This window comes from Pedobacter westerhofensis, assembly GCF_900182595.1.
Lineage (GTDB): Bacteria > Bacteroidota > Bacteroidia > Sphingobacteriales > Sphingobacteriaceae > Pedobacter > Pedobacter westerhofensis.
In genome coordinates, this window is sequence record NZ_FXTN01000009.1 from 58,033 (window position 1) to 77,934 (window position 19,902).

Genomic DNA, 19,902 nt, shown 5'->3' on the forward strand with positions numbered 1-19,902 from the left:
GCTACCTGGCGTTTTTTACATAAGTGTCTAACCAGTTGTTCATCTCCCATAGCATATGCAGCAGGTTTTCTTTACCTCTGTAACTATGTGCCTCGAATGGCAGAAATACAAACCTTGTGGTGCCGCCAAATCCTTTGATTGCATTAAATAAACGCTCGCTGTTGATTGGGAAAGTACCCTGGTTATCGTCAGCATCTCCATGGATCAGCAAAATTGGTGTTTTGATCTTGTCAGCATAACTAAAAGGGCTCATCTCATAATACAACTGAGGGACTTCCCAGTACGTACGCTCCTCATTCTGAAATCCGAAAGGTGTTAATGTCCTGTTATAAGCGCCACTGCGGGCAATACCTGCTTTAAACAGCTTTGTATGTGCCAGCAGATTTGCTGTCATGAAGGCACCATAACTATGTCCGCCAACAGCCATTCTGTTTCTGTCGCCCACACCCAGGTCAGACAATTTATTGACTGCAGCTTCTGCATTCGCTACCAGCTGCTCTACATACGTGTCGTTTGGTTTTTTGCCATCTTTAGCAACGATTGGCATTTCAGCTTCGTCAAGAACAGCATATCCCTGCGTTACCCAGAAGATAGGAGAAGCCCAGATGATGGTTGTAAAGCGGTCTTTTGATCCCCTGATCTGCGCAGCATCCGAAGCTGAGTTAAATTCACGTGGATAAGCCCATATTAAAGTTGGCAAAGGACCGTCTTTTGCTTTGTCATATCCTTTTGGCAAGTACAGGTTGCCGGTAAGATCTACCCCGTCTGCACGTTTGTAAGAAATTTTTTCTTTGCTGATGCCATCAAGACCTGGATAGGGGTTGCCAAAGCTTGTCACCTGCTGGTCTGCCATTCTCAGCTTCAGGTTTTTGATGAAATAATTTGGCACCTCTTTCTGTGATTCCCTTCTGGTGAGCAGAACCAGGTTGTTGGCATCTATTACATCAGCCACATACTCATACGAACCTTCGGCGCTGCGCCAGATGATTTCGTTTTTCTTTGCGGCAAGATCAAATTTTGCCAGGAAAGGCAAATCTCCCTTTGGCGAAGAACCCACGGTATTGTTCATGAGTAATTTTGTACCATTATCTACGGTCTGCACCACATGGCGGCCAAATTTATTCTTCGTGGTAACAGGATCTCCGGGATCGTTATAGGCATCCGTCTGGTTTAGCGCGTAGAGTGTTTCCAGCACGCCCGTTGTTGGGTTGTAGCGGCTTACTTTAGTGGTTTGTTTGCTGCGTAGGCCTTCATAAACCAGGGCTAGCGCCGCATCTCCCCATGAAGTTCCGCGGTAACGGGCTTCGGTTTTAAACAGTTCTTTTGGGGCAGCAGTAAATGGCGCGCCCAGTGCAAAAACGGCATCATGAAACTGAACTTTCTTTTTGATCAGCCCGCTGTCTAAAGGCATTGCCCAGGTTACGGTTGCGGCTTCATCATCCCTCCAGTCATAATCCCGGGCAACATTTTGTGTATTGTCATAGCCGGAAGGCGTACCCTCTGTAGAAGGAAGTTCTGCAAGTACTTTTACCGTTTTGCCGGCCAGGTCGGTGATTTTTACCGTGGATGGGAAGCCCCTGTAGGTAACCAGATAAGAGAAGGGCTTGTTGATCGTTTTCTGTAAAACGTATTTTTTATCAGGCGACAAGCTCAGTGTGGTGTAGATGGCAGGCTGGCCTACAGGTGTTTCTACTCCATTTTTATTTTTCACAAGCTGTGAAGTGCCAAAAAATTCAAATAACTGTTCATCATAGGGCGATTTGATCAGATCCTGATAAGTAGGGCTTGGCGAAGCTTTGCCCAGGTTCTGCTGCACTGTAGGTCCTTTAGGCATTAATGGTTTTGCAGGAACAGCACTTGCCGGCTTTGTAGCCACACGGTATAAAAGCGTCTCGTTATCAACCCAGTTGATGCCATTGCCCAATACCACATTCAGGGGCTGCTTATTTACTTTAGTAGCTTTTGCAGAAGCTACATCAATAATATACAGGTCTACTCCCTTCGCAGTGGTGTTGGTAAAGGAAATTTTGGTCTCTCCCGGATTCCATTCCGGAATACCGGCAAACAGCGGAACAGGCAGACCGCTGATTGCAGACGTTTTGCCTGTCTTCATGTTCTTCAGGCTGAAATTGCTGATAAAGGCTTGTCTGCTCAGGGAGAAGTTGGCAGGGTTTATCCTTAATCCTGCAATGCGGAACTCAGGCATGGCGAGCTGCTCAACAGAAGGGTAGGAGTTGCGTTCGCTCAGCAGCATCCATCCGGCTTTGCCGTCAATACTTATTGTGGGAGTTGGTTTTGCCAGGAGTAAGTCGGCCATAGCTTTCGGCGGCAGCTGATAACTGACCGCATCCTGAGCAAATACCCCCAGCGATGTGCTGAGTAAGAACAGGCTTAGTAGCGTTTTTTTCATAAGGGTAAAGAATTAGTTAATCCGCTAAAATACAATTTCCGCATATGGAAACGGCGCTGATTGTATCAAAATGTTGATACAATCAGGCAGGGCGAATCAGCTCAATTTGGCATTTCCCCGAGGATCATACTGGATATTAGGCATATTTGCGTAAATTTGCAGCAATATCAATTTTAACTGGAAAACTGTGTCGTTAGATAAATTAAAACTTAGTAAGTCCCTGGTAACAGCAATGACTGATGCCGGCTACTTAACCCCAAAAGAAATTCAGGCTAAAACTATGTCGCGTATTCTTGGGGGGCAGGATGTACTTGCTGTAGGACCTGAAGGATCAGGAAAAACAACAACCTATGTTCTGGGCGTTTTAATGCGTTTGAAATATACGAAGGATGATGCGCCGAAGGTGCTGATCCTGGTGGCCGATAAAGACCGTGCGATTGCGGTGATCGACCAGTTTGTTTCGCTCAGCAAGAACAGGGACCTGAACATCGTTGGATTGTATGGTACCGGTGGAGTAGAGGCCGAAGTAAATGAGCTGGTGCTGGGTATCGATATTGTTGTGGCAACACCCCCACGTGCCAGGGCAATCTATCTGAAACTGGGCTTAAACCTGAGTAAACTGCAAACCTTTATTGTGGATGATGCAGAACTGATTATCAAACAGGGGATGCAGCTACCGGTTTGTGAGCTGGCCAGAAGCGCAGGTAAATGTCAGCATCTGGTTTTCACCGAGGTGATCCATGAAAAACTGACCAAGATGACCGACCAGTTCCTGAATTTTCCTACAGTGATCGAGGTTGAAGACTTTGGTGATACCAAAGCTGAAACGGTAACACAGGTGCTTTATCATGTGCCCAACTATAAAACCAAGGTTAATCTGCTGCATACATTGCTGCGTGATGACGAGGTGTTTGATAAGGTGGTCGTTTTCGTGAATACTCGATTGGCTGCACAGAAATTAACAAAAAGTATTGCCAGCAGCAGGGAGATGGAGTTTTCAATGTTAAAGCCCCTGCATTTTGATGAAGATGGCTTTGATGATTTTGAAGACTTTAAAGAAAGTCCTGAAGCAAGAGTACTGGTAGTTGCCAATGAAGGCGAAGGCGCATTAAACCTGGATGGTGTTCCTTTTATTTTCCACTTCGAAGTACCTGAAGAGAAAGAAACCTTCCTGGGCAGGATCATTAAAAACAAAGAAAACCCTGAAGAGGTGGTGGCCATTACTTTCGCTACTGATATGGAGCTGATCCAGGTTAAAAAGATTGAGCAGTCTATCGGCCAGAAGATGGAACTTTCAGACTTGCCGGATGAATTGCTCATCGAAAAAGCCTCTAAGCCAAAAGGATTGGATAAAAACCGTGTCGTAAAAACAAAAACTGATGAGCCTGCCGGTGGTGGTGCTTATCATGAGAAAAAAGAAAGCAACACCAAAACCTATAATTATGGTATTGGCCAGAAGGCTAAAATGACCATGAAAAAGAAGCATTCTTAGGTTAATCTATAATATTCAATAAAAAAGGCAGATCAACGATCTGCCTTTTTTATTGAATATTATTTCACTGTTTTTGCCTCGTTCCAGTAGACATCCATTTCTGCCAGCGTCATATCCTGAAGAGCTTTCCCGCTTTCCTGGGCTTTGCTCTCAATATACTGGAAGCGTTTGATGAACTTCTTATTGGTTTTCTCCAGCGCATTCTCCGGGTTAATACCGATAAACCTGGCATAGTTCACCAGCGAAAAGATCAGGTCGCCAAATTCACTTTCTGCTTTCTCGATGTCGATAGCCTCATTATCTACCACATTATATTCGTTTTTGAACTCTGCCAGCTCTTCCTCTACCTTTTCCCAAACCTGCGCCTTATTGTCCCAGTCGAACCCAATTCCACGGGCCTTTTCCTGTATCCGGCCAGCCTTAACCAGGGCAGGTAATGAAGCAGGAACACCTCCAAGTACAGACTTGTTTCCTTCTTTAAGTTTAATCTGCTCCCAGTTTCGTTTCACATCGTTTTCATCCTGCACCTCTACGTCGCCATAAATATGCGGATGACGGTTAATCAGTTTATCGCAAACACTGTTCAGCACATCCACAATGGTAAAATCATTGGTTTCTGATGCAATCCTTGCATAAAATACCAGGTGCATCATCACGTCCCCAAGTTCTTTTTTTACTTCCTGCAGATCGCCGTCAAGGATAGCATCAGACAGTTCGTAAGTTTCTTCTATGGTGAGGTGGCGCAGCGTCTCCATGGTTTGTTTTTTATCCCAGGGGCATTCTGTTCTCAGTGAATCCAGTATGGTTAACAATCTCAAAAATGCTGATGAGGGATCTGTTGCGGTTACAGGAGGAATAGTATTGGGCATGGCTATATGATTAAAAAGGCAAAAGTACAATTTTCTATTCAGGTTCTTCCAGTTTGATCTTTTTGGTGATGCGGTAAACCTTTCTCTTTTTCGCTGGATTGGCTTTTTCGCCAAGCAGAATTCCCCAGGGCTTTAGCTCATCCACCCTGTCAAATATGATTTTTAACATCGCCAGATAAGGGATGCAGAGGAACATGCCGGAGATCCCCCAGATCATTTCTCCCACCACAATACCTATAAAGGCGAACAGGGCATTGATCTTTACTTTTGAGCCCACTACAAGAGGCATCAGAATATTGCCGTCAAGTGCATGTACAGCAACGAAGGCAATAATCACCAAAAGTACCTTTGCTGCACCGGCTGTAGCAAAAGTAATGAGTATACTGATCAGCAGGGCAGAAAATATGCCTACATAGGGAACAAGATTAAATATTCCGGTAATCAGGCCCAGCAATACTGCATATTTTACACCAAGGATGGTCAACCCAATCATCATCAGCCCGGTTACGATCAGCATCTGCAAAAATAAACCAAGGATGTAGCGTTTAATGATGTACTGAATTTGACCCACTATATCGCTGACTTTTTGTTCGTGTTCTTCTTTGAAGACAGCCTTTAAAAACGAATACAGCACTCCGCGGTAATTTAAAATGAAGAAGGTAAACAAAAGCAGAAAAGCAAGGAATAACAGGGTTGAGGATAGTGTCATCAGCGTAACACCTACCAGCGTGGCACTTGTTGCTATCGCATTTGCTGCACTGTTTTTAAGATAATCTATTTGTTTATGTGCATTCACATGGAAAGTTCTGGATACCCAATGCTGCAATTCCTCAAAAGAATGCGTGGCCTGCTGTTTCAGCAATGGCCAGTCTTGCCCCAGATCGCTTAGTTGATTGGCCAGAAAAGCCATTATTCCTGCAATTACAGCGATCATGACTACTACAGAAACGATTGATGCCAGGCCTCTTTTAAACCTGCATTTGAACTGCAGGAAATTGGCCAGGGGCAACAGTAAAAAAGCGAGCAGGAACGATGCCAGTAATGGTGCAAGGATACTCTGTCCAAGAATGGCAAGATAGCCCAGACAGATGATTGCAAATAAAACCAAAGCCAGTTTGGCATAAAAGGGCAGGTAAATGTGTCTCATCAAATGTGGTGTTTAAGCGTTATTTCTTCTAAAAGACAAATGCCCTGCCAGAATTAACGGACAGGGCAATATGATATGCTGTTCATGGAGGCGTTTCCGTCTACCACTCCAGCAGTTTAAAATGCTGTACTGAATTTCAAGTTACGACCAGGCGCTGGCTTCATCCAGAATAGAAATATCTTCTATATCCAGTTTCAAAGCCGCTGCACGCGCAAGCTCTTCGAGCTGCGGCAGACTTGTCACACTCGCAATCGGAGCGGTGGCGGAGGGTCTTGCAATCAGCCAGGCCAGGGCAACACTCGCAGGCGCTGAATTGTATTGTTCAGAAACTTCATCAAGAGCTTTCAGAATCCTGAAACCCCTCTCGTCCATATAGCTTTTCACTCCGCCGCCTCTTTTGCTTTTCCCGAGATCTGCTTCTGAGCGGTATTTGCCCGTCAGGAACCCGCTGGCAAGTGAATAATAGCCGATTACTCCCAAATGGTGATCGAGACAGATCTGTTCAAATTCCTTTTCAAATTTTTCTCTTTTATAGAGATTATATTCCGGCTGAAAGCTCTGGTACTTCGGCAGGCTTGAACGCTGGCTTGTTTCCAGGGACTCTTTCAGGCGTTCCGCGCTCAGGTTAGACGCACCTATCCACCGTACCTTACCTGCCCTGATGAGCTGATCATAGGCTTCAAGTGTTTCTTCTACCGAAGTATCGGGATCGTCATAATGGGATTGATAGAGATCAACATAATCTGTTTGAAGGCGTTTCAATGAACCTTCAACGGAGGCTGTAATGTGTGCCTTTGTCAGGCTCTTTTTTCCGCTGCCCATATCGCCGCCTACTTTGGTAGCCAGGATCACTTTATTGCGGTTATTTCTTGCTTTCATCCATTTGCCAATGATCTTTTCAGATTCACCGCCTTCGTTTCCTTCTACCCATCGCGAATAGGTGTCTGCTGTGTCAACAAAGTTGAAACCTGCTTCAAAAAAACCGTCAAGTATTTCAAAAGACTTCGCCTCATCCAGTGTCCAGCCAAAAACATTGCCTCCAAACGTGATTGGAGAAACCAGCAGGTCTGTACTTCCTAATTTTCTTTTATCCATTTTAATTGTCTTTGATCTAAAGGGAACAATTTTCAGATAGACATGTTTGGACTGTTAGTAATGGAGTGTGTAATAGGAATGTAATCTGTTCCTGGTCTATTACAAAGTATTTCTTATAAAGCTGAAACTGCAATATGAGCCTGCAAGTTTTTTACAGCACGCAGCATCTCTCTCTTTCCGGGAGCCCCGGGAAGTTTTTCTATCGTCATGCCGAAACTTTTGAGCGCCCTTTTCAGTTTCCCGGTGATGGCGTAGGTAACGAAAATGCCGCCCGGTTTCAAAAAGGAGCAGACATGGCCTATGATTTCGTCAGACCACATTTCTGGCTGGTGCTGTACCGAAAAAGCATCAAAATAAACCAGGTCAAACTCAGGCTCAGCCTTGAAATCCTGTAATGTGGTATGTGGAATGGTCAGTTCCTGGCTTGCATTCAAAGTTGTAGTTGCGCTAAGAGCATTGTCATAATTGTTGATGAAGGTTTCCCAGATCGCTGAGGGTACATATTGGTCATATCGGGTTGATGCTAGGTCTCCGGTGCTCAGGGGATACGCTTCAATACCAGTATAGCTGATGACCAGGTTTTGTTCCTCTGCGTATGCCGAAGTCATCAGGAAGTTCAAACCTGTCCCAAAACCGATCTCGATTATTGCCAGGGGCTGGCCGGGAAAGGATTGTGCAGCAAATTTTAATCCGGCATCTATAAATACATGTTTGCTCTCCTGCAATGCTCCATGTTTGGAATGATAATGCTCGCCAATGGTTTCATTAAACAAGGTATTGGAACCGTCTGCTGTGGGGGTGATGATATTCATTCCTGCAAATTTATCCTATTTACTTAAATTAGCTCAAATTATATTGACGATGGATATAGAAATGTTTCGCGAATATTGCCTGAGTTTGCCGGGTACAACCGAAGAAGTGAAGTGGGAGGATAACCTGTGTTTCATGATTGAAAAGAAGATTTTTGTGATGAGTTCACTGACAGAGGGTTCGCTCGCAATGAAATGCAATCCTGAAGAGTTTGAAGAACTGGTTGCGCGTGATGGGATCAGGCAGGCCTGGCATCTGGCAAAAGGCCAGTGGATAGGACTGATGGACCTGGAAGTGATGCCGGCTGCAGAGCTGAAAAGAAGAATTGCCGAATCGCGACAACTGGTATTAAGTAAACTGCCAAAGAAAGTACAGGAAAAATACAAAGCACAGTGACCTTTTGGGATATGATCGAAATCATATCCTGATGTGCTTAAACACATTATTTTAGCCCGGTAGTGACGATAGATTTGTTTCAAAAATAAATCATGTTATTATGAAAAGGTTATTCGTGTTTGCAGCAATGATGATTGCAGGAATGAGCGTTTTTGGCCAGTCGGCCGATACTAAAGTACCAGAAATACAGTACAGATGGAAAATCAGGCTGCGCGGTGTTGGCGTACTGCCGCAGGAGAGTGCGTCTGTTGGCGTTATAGGGGGAGAAGCAAAAATCTCTAATTCATTTATACCTGAGCTGGATTTTACTTATTATTTCAGTAACCACTGGGCAGCAGAGCTGATCCTGGGCACAACACACCATAACGTTAGTACTGTTGGGTCTGATCTGAGTGCTGTCGGTGCTGGCAGTAATGCGAATGTCGATCTTGGAAAGGTCTGGTTGCTGCCGCCTACCTTAACGCTCCAGTACCATTATCCGGTTGGGAGATTTAATCCTTATCTGGGAGCAGGAATTAACTATAACATATTTTACAGCGCAGACAAGGGTCCGGTAGTTCAAAATATTGAATACAAAAATAAGTTTGCTTTTGCCGCCCAGGCAGGTGTGGATATCGATATCACCAAAAGGTTTTTTATCAATGCTGACCTGAAAAAAATATTCCTTTCTACCACGGCAAGTGTTGATGCTTCCAATTTAACTCCGGCTGGCAGTCCTGCACTTGCCCCGGTATTGGGAAATATTAAGGCTGATGTAAAAATTAATCCATGGTTATTGGGTGCAGGTATAGGATACAAATTCTAAGCAAAAAGCGCCGCTCAGGAATACCTGGCGGCGCTTTTTTTACTATCCGGGATGTGTTACCACATTCTGATTCTGTCCTCTGGCTTTTTGTATAATTTATCCCCTGGCTGTACATCAAATGCTTTATACCAGGCATCCATATTTACCGGGGCACCAATCGTTCTGAAAGGACCGGGAGAATGCGGATCTGTTTTAATCAGCTGTGCTGCACTCTCAGGCAGGATATTGCCTCTCCATACCTGTGCCCATGAAAGGAAGAAACGCTGGTCAGGTGTAAACCCATCGATCTTCTCATTGGATTGTCCCTGTTTGGTTAATTTGAAGGCAGTATAAGCTACGTTCAATCCGCCAAGATCACCGATATTTTCGCCCATGGTCAGTTTGCCGATTACATGTACGGTATCTAGAACCGTATAGGCGTTAAACTGCTCGCCCAAAGCTTTTGTTTTCGCTTCAAACTTTGTACGGTCTTCGGCAGTCCACCAGTTGCGCAGGTTACCGTCTTTATCATACTGGCTGCCGCTGTCATCAAATCCGTGCGACATCTCATGACCGATTACTGCACCAATGCCGCCGTAATTCACCGCGTCGTCTGCATCCGGTGCAAAGAATGGGAACTGCAGGATTCCCGCCGGGAAAACTATTTCGTTCATCGTAGCGCTGTAATAGGCGTTTACCGTTGGAGGTGTCATGCCAAAACGTTTGCGGTCTACCGGTTTCCCAAGTTGAGATACCATTTCTTTATATCCCCATACACCCGTATTTCTTAAGTTCTGGAAATAGGTGTTACGTGCAATGGTTAGTCCCTCATAATTTTTCCATTTATCGGGGTAACCAATTTTTGGTACAAAGGCATGCAGTTTTGCCAGTGCTTTTTCTTTCGTGGCATCACTCATCCAGTCGAGCCCCTTGATGCGGATCTCAAATGCTGCACGCAGGTTATTGATCAGTTCGGTCATCCTGGCTTTTGCTTCAGGCTTGAAATATTTTGCCACATACAGCTGGCCCAGTAATTCACCGATGGCGCCATCTGTTAATGACGACATCCGCTGCCATCTCGGTGTCTCTACCTTCTGTCCTGTTTGCGCCTGGTTAAATGCAAAACTGGCTTTTACAAACGGAGAACTTAAGTTCCCGGCCGCGCCTTTCAGTACAGACCATTCCAGGTATGTTTTCCAGTCGGCCACAGGAACGCTTGTCAGCATGCCGTCCAGCGCTACGAAGAACTTAGGCTGTGCAACAAGTACTGTATCTTGTCCCGGTACCTGTAGTTTTGGTAAAATAGCATTCCATTTCAGTGCTGGTGTAGTCGCGCTAAAAGCGGCAACAGTAAATTTATTATAAGTTTTATAAGGATCACGCATTTCAACGCGCGGCATCTGTGCTTCAGCGAGCTGCTTTTCAATCGCCAGGACTGTTGCTGCCTTCCGGGCTGCTTCAGTGGCTGATGAACCTGTAAGCGTAAACAGGGTAGTCATATAAGTAGTATAAGCCTCACGGATCTTCACCGAGCGGGCGTCATCTTTCAGGTAATAATCGCGGTCTGGCAGAGTTGTACCGCCCTGGCCCAGTGATACCACGTATTTAGTTACGTTTTTTCGGTCCTGCGCTACGCCAAAACTAAACATTGGTGAGGCTATGCCCGAAGTACGCATCAAAAGGGCTTCGTTAAGAATGCCCTGTAGATCTTTGATCTTTGTGATTCGTGCAAGATCAGCCTTGATTGGCGTGTAGCCCAGTTTCTCGATCGTAACACTGTCCATTGCTGCTGCGTAGAAATCGCCTACACGTTTTTTAACTGATCCCGCTGGTGCAGACTGATCGGCCGCAGCATCTTCCACAATGCTTTTTACAGCATTGATATTAAAATCCCTGAGTTCGTTAAAACTTCCCCAGCGCGTTTCTTTTGCGGGTACAGGATTGTTTTTAATCCAGGTGCCGCTCGCGTATTCATAGAAGTCATCGCCGGGTTTTACATTCAGATCCATGTTTGCAGGATCTATAAATTTTTTGGGTGCCTGTTGAGCGTAGGACGAATAGCTTACAGCTACAATGCCCAGAACTGCCACGCAGTTTTTGAGGTGCTTAGGTTTCATTTCTTTCAGTTAATAAAGATACCTTAGAATGAACTTGCTGCGGAATTAAGAAATATGATTAAATAATAGGTAGCAGGTCTTCGACAGGTATCGCAAAGGCTGAAATTAATAAAATATGGGCAGGGAAAAGCTTTCCAATAAAAATATTACCTGTTAAACCAGTAATAGATTTTAGTAAGGCCTAGCTTTTTAATAATTAATCCCGGAAGGAGAAATACTTTGATCGACTTCATAGCTGGAAAAAATGAAATATATACTATTAACATATTTTAACATTTATTATTGTGTGGAAGTGAAAAATTATATTAATGACTTCATTTTTTTGTGTCAATTGGCCGGGTTCAGGATTGCTGTTTGCGGCGCAAATATTAACTATCCTCACTGGGGCATCATCTGCCTTGGCAGATTTGTTATATTTGCAAACTAAATATCCGGCTGGTCTCAGTTCATCATCCGGGTATCTTTAACCAAATAATATTCAATTGAACCGTATAAATGGCTGAATTAAAATTTTTTACACAACGCTTAAAATTAAGATTAGTAGAAATGGCAGATCTTGAAGCCATTCATTTGCTCCATCACCTTGCAGAAACCGATCAGTATAACACCCTTGGGATCCCAAAAGACCTGGAAGAAACCAATATCATTGTAGACGGCTGGATCAGTGACCATCAGAAACGGACAATTAAGAATTATACCTTTACCGTGGAGCTGGAAAAAGGCGGCTTTATTGGCCTCATCGCTTTAAAGCTTTCCTCTTCGAAATTTAACAGTGCAGAAGTGTGGTACAAGATCAACGTAGAACATTGGAACAAGGGCTATGCCACCGAAGCCATCAAAGCGGTAATCGGATTTGGTTTCGGACGATTGAAACTGCACCGGATCGAAGCTGGCTGTGCCGTGGAAAATCTGGCTTCCATCCGGGTACTGGAGAAAGCAGGCATGACACAGGAGGGCAGAAAACGACAGATTCTGCCGCTAAAAACCGGATGGATGGACAGTTTTGAATTTGCTATTCTTGATGAAGAGTGGAAAGGATAAACATTTTCCCTCAAAAACCTTATTTTTGTACTTCAACCCCGATATTTTTATACGATAATGAGCATTTCTACTAAATACGATCCTGCCGAAACCGAAGATAAGTGGTACAGTTACTGGCTGGAGAAAAACTTTTTTCACTCAGAACCTGATGAACGCGAGCCTTATACGATTGTAATTCCTCCTCCCAATGTGACTGGGGTATTGCATATGGGCCATATGCTGAACAATACGATTCAGGATGTGATGATCCGCCGTGCAAGGATGCAGGGAAAAAATGCCTGCTGGGTACCAGGGACCGACCATGCGTCGATTGCTACCGAAGCAAAGGTGGTGGCGATGTTAAAGGAAAGGGGAATTAGTAAGAAAGACCTTACCCGCGATGAGTTTATGGCTTATGCCTGGGAATGGAAAGAGAAATACGGCGGCATTATCCTCGACCAGTTAAAAAAACTGGGTGCAAGCTGCGACTGGGAACGTACGCGTTTTACGATGGAAGATGATCTTTCTGAAGCAGTAATCGATTGTTTCGTTGATCTTTATAAAAAAGGAAGAATCTACCGCGGTATCCGCATGGTAAACTGGGACCCGGCCGGCAAAACGGCTGTTTCTGATGAAGAAGTAATCAGGAAGGAAGTAAACCAGAAGCTGTATTATATTAAATACTCCATTGCCCCTGCCAATGCAGATGGCAATGTTGAATACCTGACGATTGCGACTACGCGCCCGGAAACGATTATGGCCGATGCGGCAATCTGTATCAACCCGAACGATGAGCGTTATACACATCTGAAAGGCAAGACTGTATTTGTGCCGCTGATCAACCGCGAAATCCCCGTGATCGAGGATGAGTATGTAACCATGGATTTTGGTACTGGTTGTTTAAAAGTTACTCCTGCACACGATCTGAATGATTATGAGCTTGGAGTTAAGCATAAACTACCGGTGATCGATATACTGAATGACGACGGTACGCTGAACGAACTGGCAGTGATCCTGGTTGGGGAAGACCGCTTTGCTGCGAGAAAGAAAATTGCAGTGCTGCTGGATGAAGCCGGTCATTTGGATAAGGTAGAAGATTATAAATCACAGGTTGGATTTTCTGAGCGTACAGATGCTGCGATCGAACCAAAACTGTCGATGCAATGGTTCTGTAAAATGGACGAAATGGCCAAGCCAGCCTTAGCAGATGTGCTGAACGGCGAAGTAAAACTGATACCGGAAAAGTTTGTAAACACTTACCGTCACTGGATGGAGAATGTGCGTGACTGGAATATCAGCCGTCAGCTTTGGTGGGGGCAGCGTATACCTGCCTGGTATGATGATAAGGGGAACTGGGTAGTTGCAAAAACGCAGGAAGAAGCATTAGATGAATTCCTGAAATTAAAAGATATTGATGGCAAATTCTCGGAAGAGGAAGCTTATGGCTTTAAACATCAGCTGGCACCTTTTATCAGGCAGGATGATGATGTGATGGATACCTGGTTTTCATCATGGTTATGGCCAATCTCAGTATTCAACGGCTTTAAGGAGCCTGGGAATAAGGATATCAATTACTATTATCCAACAAACGACCTTGTAACTGCTCCGGAGATCCTTTTCTTCTGGGTGGCACGTATGATCATGGCTGGGCACGAGTTTATGGGCAAAAAGCCTTTTACCAATGTATACCTGACGGGGATTGTTCGTGATAAACTTGGGCGTAAGATGTCTAAATCACTGGGAAATTCTCCTGACCCGATTGGCCTGATTGAAAAATACGGGGCTGATGGCGTGAGGGTAGGAATGCTGCTGTGCTCTCCTGCAGGAAACGACCTGATGTTTGATGAAAGCTATTGTGAACAGGGCAGGAATTTTGCCAATAAGATATGGAATGCCTTCCGTCTCATCAAAGGATGGGAAGTGGATGAGAGCCTGCCAAATCCTAACGGACAGGCGATCTTATGGTTTGAAAACCGCTTCAACGAGGCATTGGCCGAAATTGAAGATAACTTTAAGCAGTACCGTTTATCAGAAGCACTGATGACCACCTACAAACTGGTTTGGGACGACTTCTGTGCATGGTACCTGGAAATGGTGAAACCTGTATATCAGCACCCGGTTGATCCGGCTACGCTGACAGCAACGATTGGTTTCTTCGAAAAGGTGTTGAGCCTTTTACATCCGTTTATGCCTTTTATTACCGAAGAGCTTTGGCATGATGAGATCTTTGGTGAGAAAGGTGAGCTGGATTGTATCATTGTTGCCCCGTATCCTGTTGTTGGCACTGCTGATCTTCCCCTGCTGAAGGATGTTGAAGTTGTCAAAAGTATTGTTGCAGAAGTACGTAACATCCGAAATACCAAACAGATCTCTCCTAAAGAAGCTTTGCCTTTGAGCATTAAAGTGAATTCTGCGATAGCTTATGATAAATGGTTAACGATTATCTCTAAGCTGGCGAATATCACCGCAGTAGATTTTGTGAATGATAAAGTAGCTGGTGCATCTTCATTCATGGTAGGAAACGATGAGTTCTTTATCCAGTTAAATGAGACCATTGATGTGGATGCTGAAAAGGAACGTTTGAACGCAGAACTGGTATACTTACAGGGATTTTTGAAATCTGTAGATGCAAAATTAGGCAATGAACGTTTTGTGCAGAACGCCAAGCCGGAGATTATCCAGAATGAACGGAATAAAAAAGCAGATGCTGATGCAAAAATAAAAATTATCGAAGAATCACTGGCAGCGCTGTAAAACGGCTGCTGGTATTGTACTGCTGAGACATATAGGTGCTATTGTATATAGATATCTATATGTCTTTTTTGTTTTACAGTCTGATCTGCAGGGTCAGAAAAATACTCCTTGCATCTGCCGGTATGATACCTGGCCCGGGATAACTTTCTGCACGCCGGGTAAAGTATCTTTTGTCTGCCAGGTTGTTGACCGAGCTTTGTAATGTAAATAGTTTGCTGATTTTATATTCCGCAGAAAGATCCATTACCGTATATGCCGGGATTAATCCATCAATGGCATTACTGGTAAACACCGCATTTGTAGCATCTGTAAATTGCTCACTGGTATATGATATTTGATAACTGGCCGACAGTCGTTTGTGCTGAAAGGACAAGCCTGTTTTGAATATCAGGTCGGGCGCCAGTTCTACTTTTTTATTCTGATAAGCCGGTTCATCACTGTTAACATACCGGGCATTGATGAGTGCCAAATTGGTAAAGAGCGATACGCGGTTATTTTTATCCCCCGCATTGTGGGTAATGAAGTGCAGCAGCTCCAGTTCAGCGAAAGACTCAAAGCCCAAATTTCTGGATTGAGAAACATTCGTCCTGAGACGATAGATGTTAAATGATACCGGATCTACCTGTTGTACCGTACCAATCCTGTTGTTATAATTGATAAAGAAAATGCTGACGTCGTAATTGAAAATACCTGAAATATTTCCACGCATGCCCAGATCAGCGGAGTAACCTTTTTCATCTTTCAGATCAGGATCTGTAACGATGTTGGGATTTGCAGAATGAATATCATTGAAATTTATGGCTCTGTAATTCTGGGAAATATTGCCATACAACTGCATGGCCTGGGTTTGAACATAACTTAGTCCGATGCCAGCAATCACAAAATGACGACTGTTATTTTTGTTCTCCTGTACCTGCTCGCTAAAGAAGATATTTCCTGCCTGGTCTTTTTTTATGTTGGAATAAAATCCATTGGCTTTGGTGATAATATTTTCAAATCTCAGACCTGGGATAATACTAAATTTGGGATTGATTTTAAAGATGTTTTCAGCAAACAATGCCACATTATAATTGGGGAAATTGTATTTGGAATAGGCGTTGGCATCATTAATTGTATAATCAAAATCGGTAGAATTGCCGCTGCTGCCATTATTGCCAATTCCCTGCTGGCGGTCGGTATGTCCCCTGTAAGTCCTCAGGCCTATCAACAGGTTTTGCGGATTATTTTTGAGGTTATAAGCATATAGCAATCGGGTTTCATTGCCGTAGTTGGTATATTTATCTTTGTACAGGTCCCTGGGGAGCCCCGGATCCGGCCGGTTAATAAAATCCAGGTCACCAAGCGCATCCCTGTCTGCTAACAGCCCGAAAAATCTGGAATTAAGTTTAAGGCGGTCATTAATTTGATAGTCCAGTATAGCTGCACCCAGGTTCCAGTCTACCTTAAACCAGTTTCTTGCGCGTACTGACTGATGCGGATCTTCAGCAAATTGTGCGTCGGTTAATCCCCCTGGCTGCTGCGCAAGGTAGTTCATATGTGTATACTGGAGGGTGACCGTCAGCTTATCATTGATTGTGTAACCAACAGAGGCATAACCAGTATTCACATTGAAGCCAGAATTTGGCCGCCATCCGTCACCTGATTTGTGCTGGAACAATGCATAGTATTGCAGCTTCTTTGATTTCCCTGCAATGCTGTTGGTGGTGTTGAAAAAGCCCCATGATCCGGTCGTTTCCCGTGAAATAATTTCCAGTGGCTTATCTGCAGCAGGGCCTTCCTTCAATTTGAAATTGATCAGTCCGCCAAACTGTGTTCCATATTGCAGCGATGCAGCACCCCTTAGTATTTCAATGCGGTCTACCAGTTCTGCCGGGGGCGAGTAATAACTTTCAGGGTACCCCAGCGCATCGGCACTGATATCATACCCATTCTGGCGGGTATTGAAGTTGGTGATCCTGTTTGGATTTAAACCTCTGCCTCCTATGCCCAGCTGTATTCCGGCGCCATCATTTTCCCAGATATTTAAACCAGCCACTTTTGCATAGATCTGCCGGGTATTGTTCGTTGCGGTATTCCCGACCACGTCATTTAGTACAATTACTTCGCTTTTTTTTCCTGCATTAATTGTTGTGCCTTCTATTGCTTTTAGACGGGTAACGCCGAAGGTTTTTTCTTTTTCGGCCTCTATTTTTACATTATCCAGTTGTTTGACCAATTCTTCCATTGTCAGGTTGAGGTTCAGGTCAGTGTTGACCTTTACTGTACGCAGCAAAAGCTGATAACCTACTGCTGAGATTGCTAACTGATAGCTGCCAGGATTGATTTGTGCCAGTTCGTAATTGCCCCTGGCATCGCTGACAGTTGTGTAAGATGTGCCTTTAAACGATATTGATGCATTAGGAAGGACATCTCCACCGGTGGTTTTAATCTGCCCCTTTACTGTAAAGGTTTGTGCCGGAAGTGTATTGGAAGCCATTGTTACGATGACCACGATCAGGATATACAGGTGTTTCATTCTTAATTTTTATCAAATGGAAGTATCCATTTTTTATGGTCAAAAGATTCTGTTTCATTCGCCAGGTTAACTGTACTGTCAATGTACAATCTGCTGCCGCTGCCATTCAGGGTTACATAGCTTTGGGCAGTAACTACGGGATTTTTAATTCCTTTTTTTTGATATTCCTCAGCCAGGAAATGTGCGTATTGAAGGATCATGTCGGGCTGTGTAGCCATCATGTTTTCCTGAAACCGCGTCAGGTATTGCGGGTTGGTGATCTCAGATGTTCTGCCTGTGGAAGGATCTTTAACATGAAAGAATATTGTTCCTCCTTTTTCCATCAGCATAACACGCCAGGAAAAACGGTAGCCTTCTTCCGTCCAGTATAGTTTTCCCGGGTATAGTAAATACCTGAGGGGAATCAGCAGCTGCAGGCTAAAATGTATGATCAGCACCGCATAAATTAAATCCATCTTTTGCAAGGGAATAAGGTAGGATTCAGCATACCGGTGACTACCGTGGCTTTCTTTAGCTTTTACTGAACGGAGCGTATTTAAAAATGATAAGATTTCTAAGTGGGTATCTGCTGAGAAGAAAATGGTAGTCACAGTAATCATGATGTAGGGGAACATCCCTATCTTAAAAAACAATGCCGTAGCCAAATGGAAAATAATAACAACAATATAAGCCGGTTTTCTGGTTTCTTTCCGGATCAGCAGAAAGGGGATGAATAAATCAAATAATGCTCCAAACCAGCTAAATGCACTGGCAACCCAAAATTTACTGAGCAGTTGCCCAATTACAGGCATCCAGCTGCTGGCTGGTAACCATATGCTTAAAGGCATGGCCGCAATCAGCCAGTCGTAGTTTAATTTAGAAATTCCTGCGAACAGATAAACCAGCAAAAGCTGAAGTTTAAAGATGTTAATTGTCCAAGCCGGGACACATTCGGTATATAACTGGGGTTTGCGCCATACATCGGCGGAGAAATAGCGGTTTGCGGGGACAAGAATAAGTAAGAACGCCATTACACTGATCAGGTAATAATGGTTAAGATAAGTAGTCTGATCAATCAGTTCCACGTAGGTAAAACAGAGAAAAAAGGTTCCGATAGCGATCCTGTAAAAGAGGCCAATGGTGACCAGCAGGGATGAAATAACCAGCAGGGCAAACAGTGTGTACATGCCTGTTGCAGCAGGTGCTTTCACCCAATGGAACCCATAAAATGTAAAGTGGAAAACGGGTTGAATGTAAAAGGCTTCGATCCAGCCCTTTAGTATAAAGCGTAGGGTACTGATCAGCATAATTGTCCCGAATGCTATTCTGAAAACAGCAAGCGGGGCAATGTGTTTTGGAGTATTAATCTCCGTCATTATCTCCGAAAGTGATTAAAATACCCAGGGATGAAGTCATGTCTGTTTTGAGCAATACAGTGAGTTTCTGCAGTTCCGTGTAAGCTGCAGTTACCGCTGCGGGGTTGCTGACAATGTTAGCAGAGAGTGGATCCGTTAAACCCTGTAATTTGGTAATCGCAGCAGCAAACTGATTTAAAATCGTGGTGTTCAATGAACTCCCGTCTTTAGCCTTAGCATTGGATTTGATCAGGTAGTCATCCAAACCTTGTCCGTCTCCCTGTGCGCTTTTACCTGTATAAATGTTTTGGATGGCCTGGGTATGCAGAAGCGCCAGCTGCAGCGACATTTTTGAATAATAGGCTTGTACTTTGGTAGGGAAGGTGGTGCCCATTGATTGTACGCCCGCCGGAATCCCTACTTCATAATTTTTAAGGATCTCATAGTCATACACCAACTGGTTAATCAGTGAGCTGGTGGAGCTGCCTGTGGCTGTGCCCACTGAGCCTTCGAATGTTGCTCTGTAGCTGCCCCAACCGCTCAATACTGTGGCTGCTTCGGCCTTAAGCTCTGCTGACAGTTTTGCCAGGTAAGCTCTCCTGTTGGCCGCCCGGGAATCTGTTGTGTACATCAGCAAAATTGCATTGTTATCAGCGCCCGTACCAAATAACAGGTAATCCAGGGCAGGAAGGCCTTTGGCCGATAGGTTGGCCAGAATGTTGGGATCGTAGGTGCCGGCAGTAACGTTAGCATTAATCTGGTTAACATCAGTAGGATAGGTGTTTACATTTACCCTGAGTGTTGCTGTTTCCGCGGGGCCGAACTCGAATACAGAAGTTGACTGCCATTGTTTATAGGCAGCCTGAAAAGCCGACTGAAGGGCAACAAGTTTGGTGTTATCCGGACTTGCATTAAAGGCCGTAACCGCAGCATCCAGGTTAGCTGTGGCCGTTTGAAATGATGTGTAAGCTGGCAGGATGATATTTGCACTGATATTGATCAGCATCGCTTTACGGTCAAACGCCGGGCTCTCCTCCGGAGTTGTTGAACCTCCTGATTTCTTACAGGACTGTATGGCTATAATTGTCGAGGCAGCTATCAAAGCCGCATAAATGAATTTGCGCATGGTATATTATTTTAAAACCAGCCGCATCTGATT

14 protein-coding genes are annotated in these 19,902 nt (G+C 44.3%); 5 read left to right on the plus strand and 9 right to left on the minus strand.

Annotated elements, in window-relative coordinates; all coding sequences use genetic code 11:
* Position 1: 1 nt before the first annotated feature.
* A complete protein-coding gene (locus FN831_RS17485; RefSeq protein ID WP_142529484.1) occupies positions 2-2,410 on the minus strand; it encodes an alpha/beta hydrolase family protein in 2,409 nt (802 codons plus the stop codon).
* Between the two features lie 187 nt (positions 2,411-2,597).
* Between FN831_RS17485 and FN831_RS17490 the strand changes: the two genes are divergently transcribed.
* Positions 2,598-3,902: a DEAD/DEAH box helicase gene (locus tag FN831_RS17490; RefSeq protein WP_185960521.1), complete on the plus strand. Its 1,305-nt coding sequence runs from the start codon at positions 2,598-2,600 to the stop codon at positions 3,900-3,902.
* Positions 3,903-3,961: 59 nt separating this feature from the next.
* Here FN831_RS17490 and mazG read toward each other — a convergent pair whose 3' ends face one another.
* The 4 genes from mazG to mnmD all read right to left on the minus strand — a co-directional run bounded on the left by mazG (position 3,962) and on the right by mnmD (position 7,825).
* A complete protein-coding gene (gene mazG / locus FN831_RS17495) occupies positions 3,962-4,771 on the minus strand; it encodes a nucleoside triphosphate pyrophosphohydrolase (RefSeq protein ID WP_142529485.1) in 810 nt (269 codons plus the stop codon).
* 34 nt (positions 4,772-4,805) lie between these two features.
* The gene (locus FN831_RS17500; RefSeq protein ID WP_142529486.1) at positions 4,806-5,918 is read right to left on the minus strand and encodes an AI-2E family transporter; all 1,113 of its coding nucleotides are present in this window, start codon (positions 5,916-5,918) and stop codon (positions 4,806-4,808) included.
* Between the two features lie 141 nt (positions 5,919-6,059).
* Complete coding sequence (locus tag FN831_RS17505) at positions 6,060-7,013, minus strand: aldo/keto reductase (protein WP_142529487.1); 954 nt, start codon at positions 7,011-7,013, stop codon at positions 6,060-6,062.
* Positions 7,014-7,126: 113 nt separating this feature from the next.
* Complete coding sequence (gene mnmD, locus FN831_RS17510; RefSeq protein WP_142529488.1) at positions 7,127-7,825, minus strand: tRNA (5-methylaminomethyl-2-thiouridine)(34)-methyltransferase MnmD; 699 nt, start codon at positions 7,823-7,825, stop codon at positions 7,127-7,129.
* A 49-nt stretch (positions 7,826-7,874) separates the two neighbouring features.
* Here mnmD and FN831_RS17515 point away from each other — a divergent pair, with 49 nt between their 5' ends.
* Both FN831_RS17515 and FN831_RS17520 read left to right on the plus strand, forming a co-directional pair.
* The gene (locus FN831_RS17515; protein WP_185960522.1) at positions 7,875-8,219 is read left to right on the plus strand and encodes an MmcQ/YjbR family DNA-binding protein; all 345 of its coding nucleotides are present in this window, start codon (positions 7,875-7,877) and stop codon (positions 8,217-8,219) included.
* 100 nt (positions 8,220-8,319) lie between these two features.
* A complete protein-coding gene (locus FN831_RS17520) occupies positions 8,320-9,024 on the plus strand; it encodes an OmpW/AlkL family protein (protein WP_142529490.1) in 705 nt (234 codons plus the stop codon).
* Between the two features lie 56 nt (positions 9,025-9,080).
* Here FN831_RS17520 and FN831_RS17525 read toward each other — a convergent pair whose 3' ends face one another.
* Entirely contained in the window at positions 9,081-11,120 is a 2,040-nt protein-coding gene (locus FN831_RS17525; RefSeq protein WP_142529491.1) for a M13 family metallopeptidase, read from the minus strand.
* 495 nt (positions 11,121-11,615) lie between these two features.
* Between FN831_RS17525 and FN831_RS17530 the strand changes: the two genes are divergently transcribed.
* The gene (locus FN831_RS17530; protein ID WP_142529492.1) at positions 11,616-12,161 is read left to right on the plus strand and encodes a GNAT family N-acetyltransferase; all 546 of its coding nucleotides are present in this window, start codon (positions 11,616-11,618) and stop codon (positions 12,159-12,161) included.
* A 57-nt stretch (positions 12,162-12,218) separates the two neighbouring features.
* The gene (locus FN831_RS17535) at positions 12,219-14,894 is read left to right on the plus strand and encodes a valine--tRNA ligase (protein WP_142529493.1); all 2,676 of its coding nucleotides are present in this window, start codon (positions 12,219-12,221) and stop codon (positions 14,892-14,894) included.
* 73 nt (positions 14,895-14,967) lie between these two features.
* Here FN831_RS17535 and FN831_RS17540 read toward each other — a convergent pair whose 3' ends face one another.
* From FN831_RS17540 to FN831_RS17550, 3 genes are read right to left on the minus strand one after another with little or no spacing between them, the layout of a single operon-like run.
* Positions 14,968-17,409 carry a TonB-dependent receptor gene (locus FN831_RS17540; RefSeq protein ID WP_142529494.1) on the minus strand — a complete coding sequence of 814 codons (2,442 nt, stop codon included), beginning with the start codon at positions 17,407-17,409 and terminating at the stop codon, positions 14,968-14,970.
* Between the two features lie 2 nt (positions 17,410-17,411).
* On the minus strand, positions 17,412-18,764 hold the full coding sequence (locus tag FN831_RS17545) for an HTTM domain-containing protein (RefSeq protein WP_142529495.1): 1,353 nt from the start codon (positions 18,762-18,764) through the stop codon (positions 17,412-17,414).
* A complete protein-coding gene (locus FN831_RS17550; RefSeq protein ID WP_142529496.1) occupies positions 18,751-19,869 on the minus strand; it encodes an imelysin family protein in 1,119 nt (372 codons plus the stop codon). The genes FN831_RS17545 and FN831_RS17550 overlap by 14 nt, the downstream gene beginning before the upstream one ends.
* Positions 19,870-19,902 lie beyond the last annotated feature (33 nt).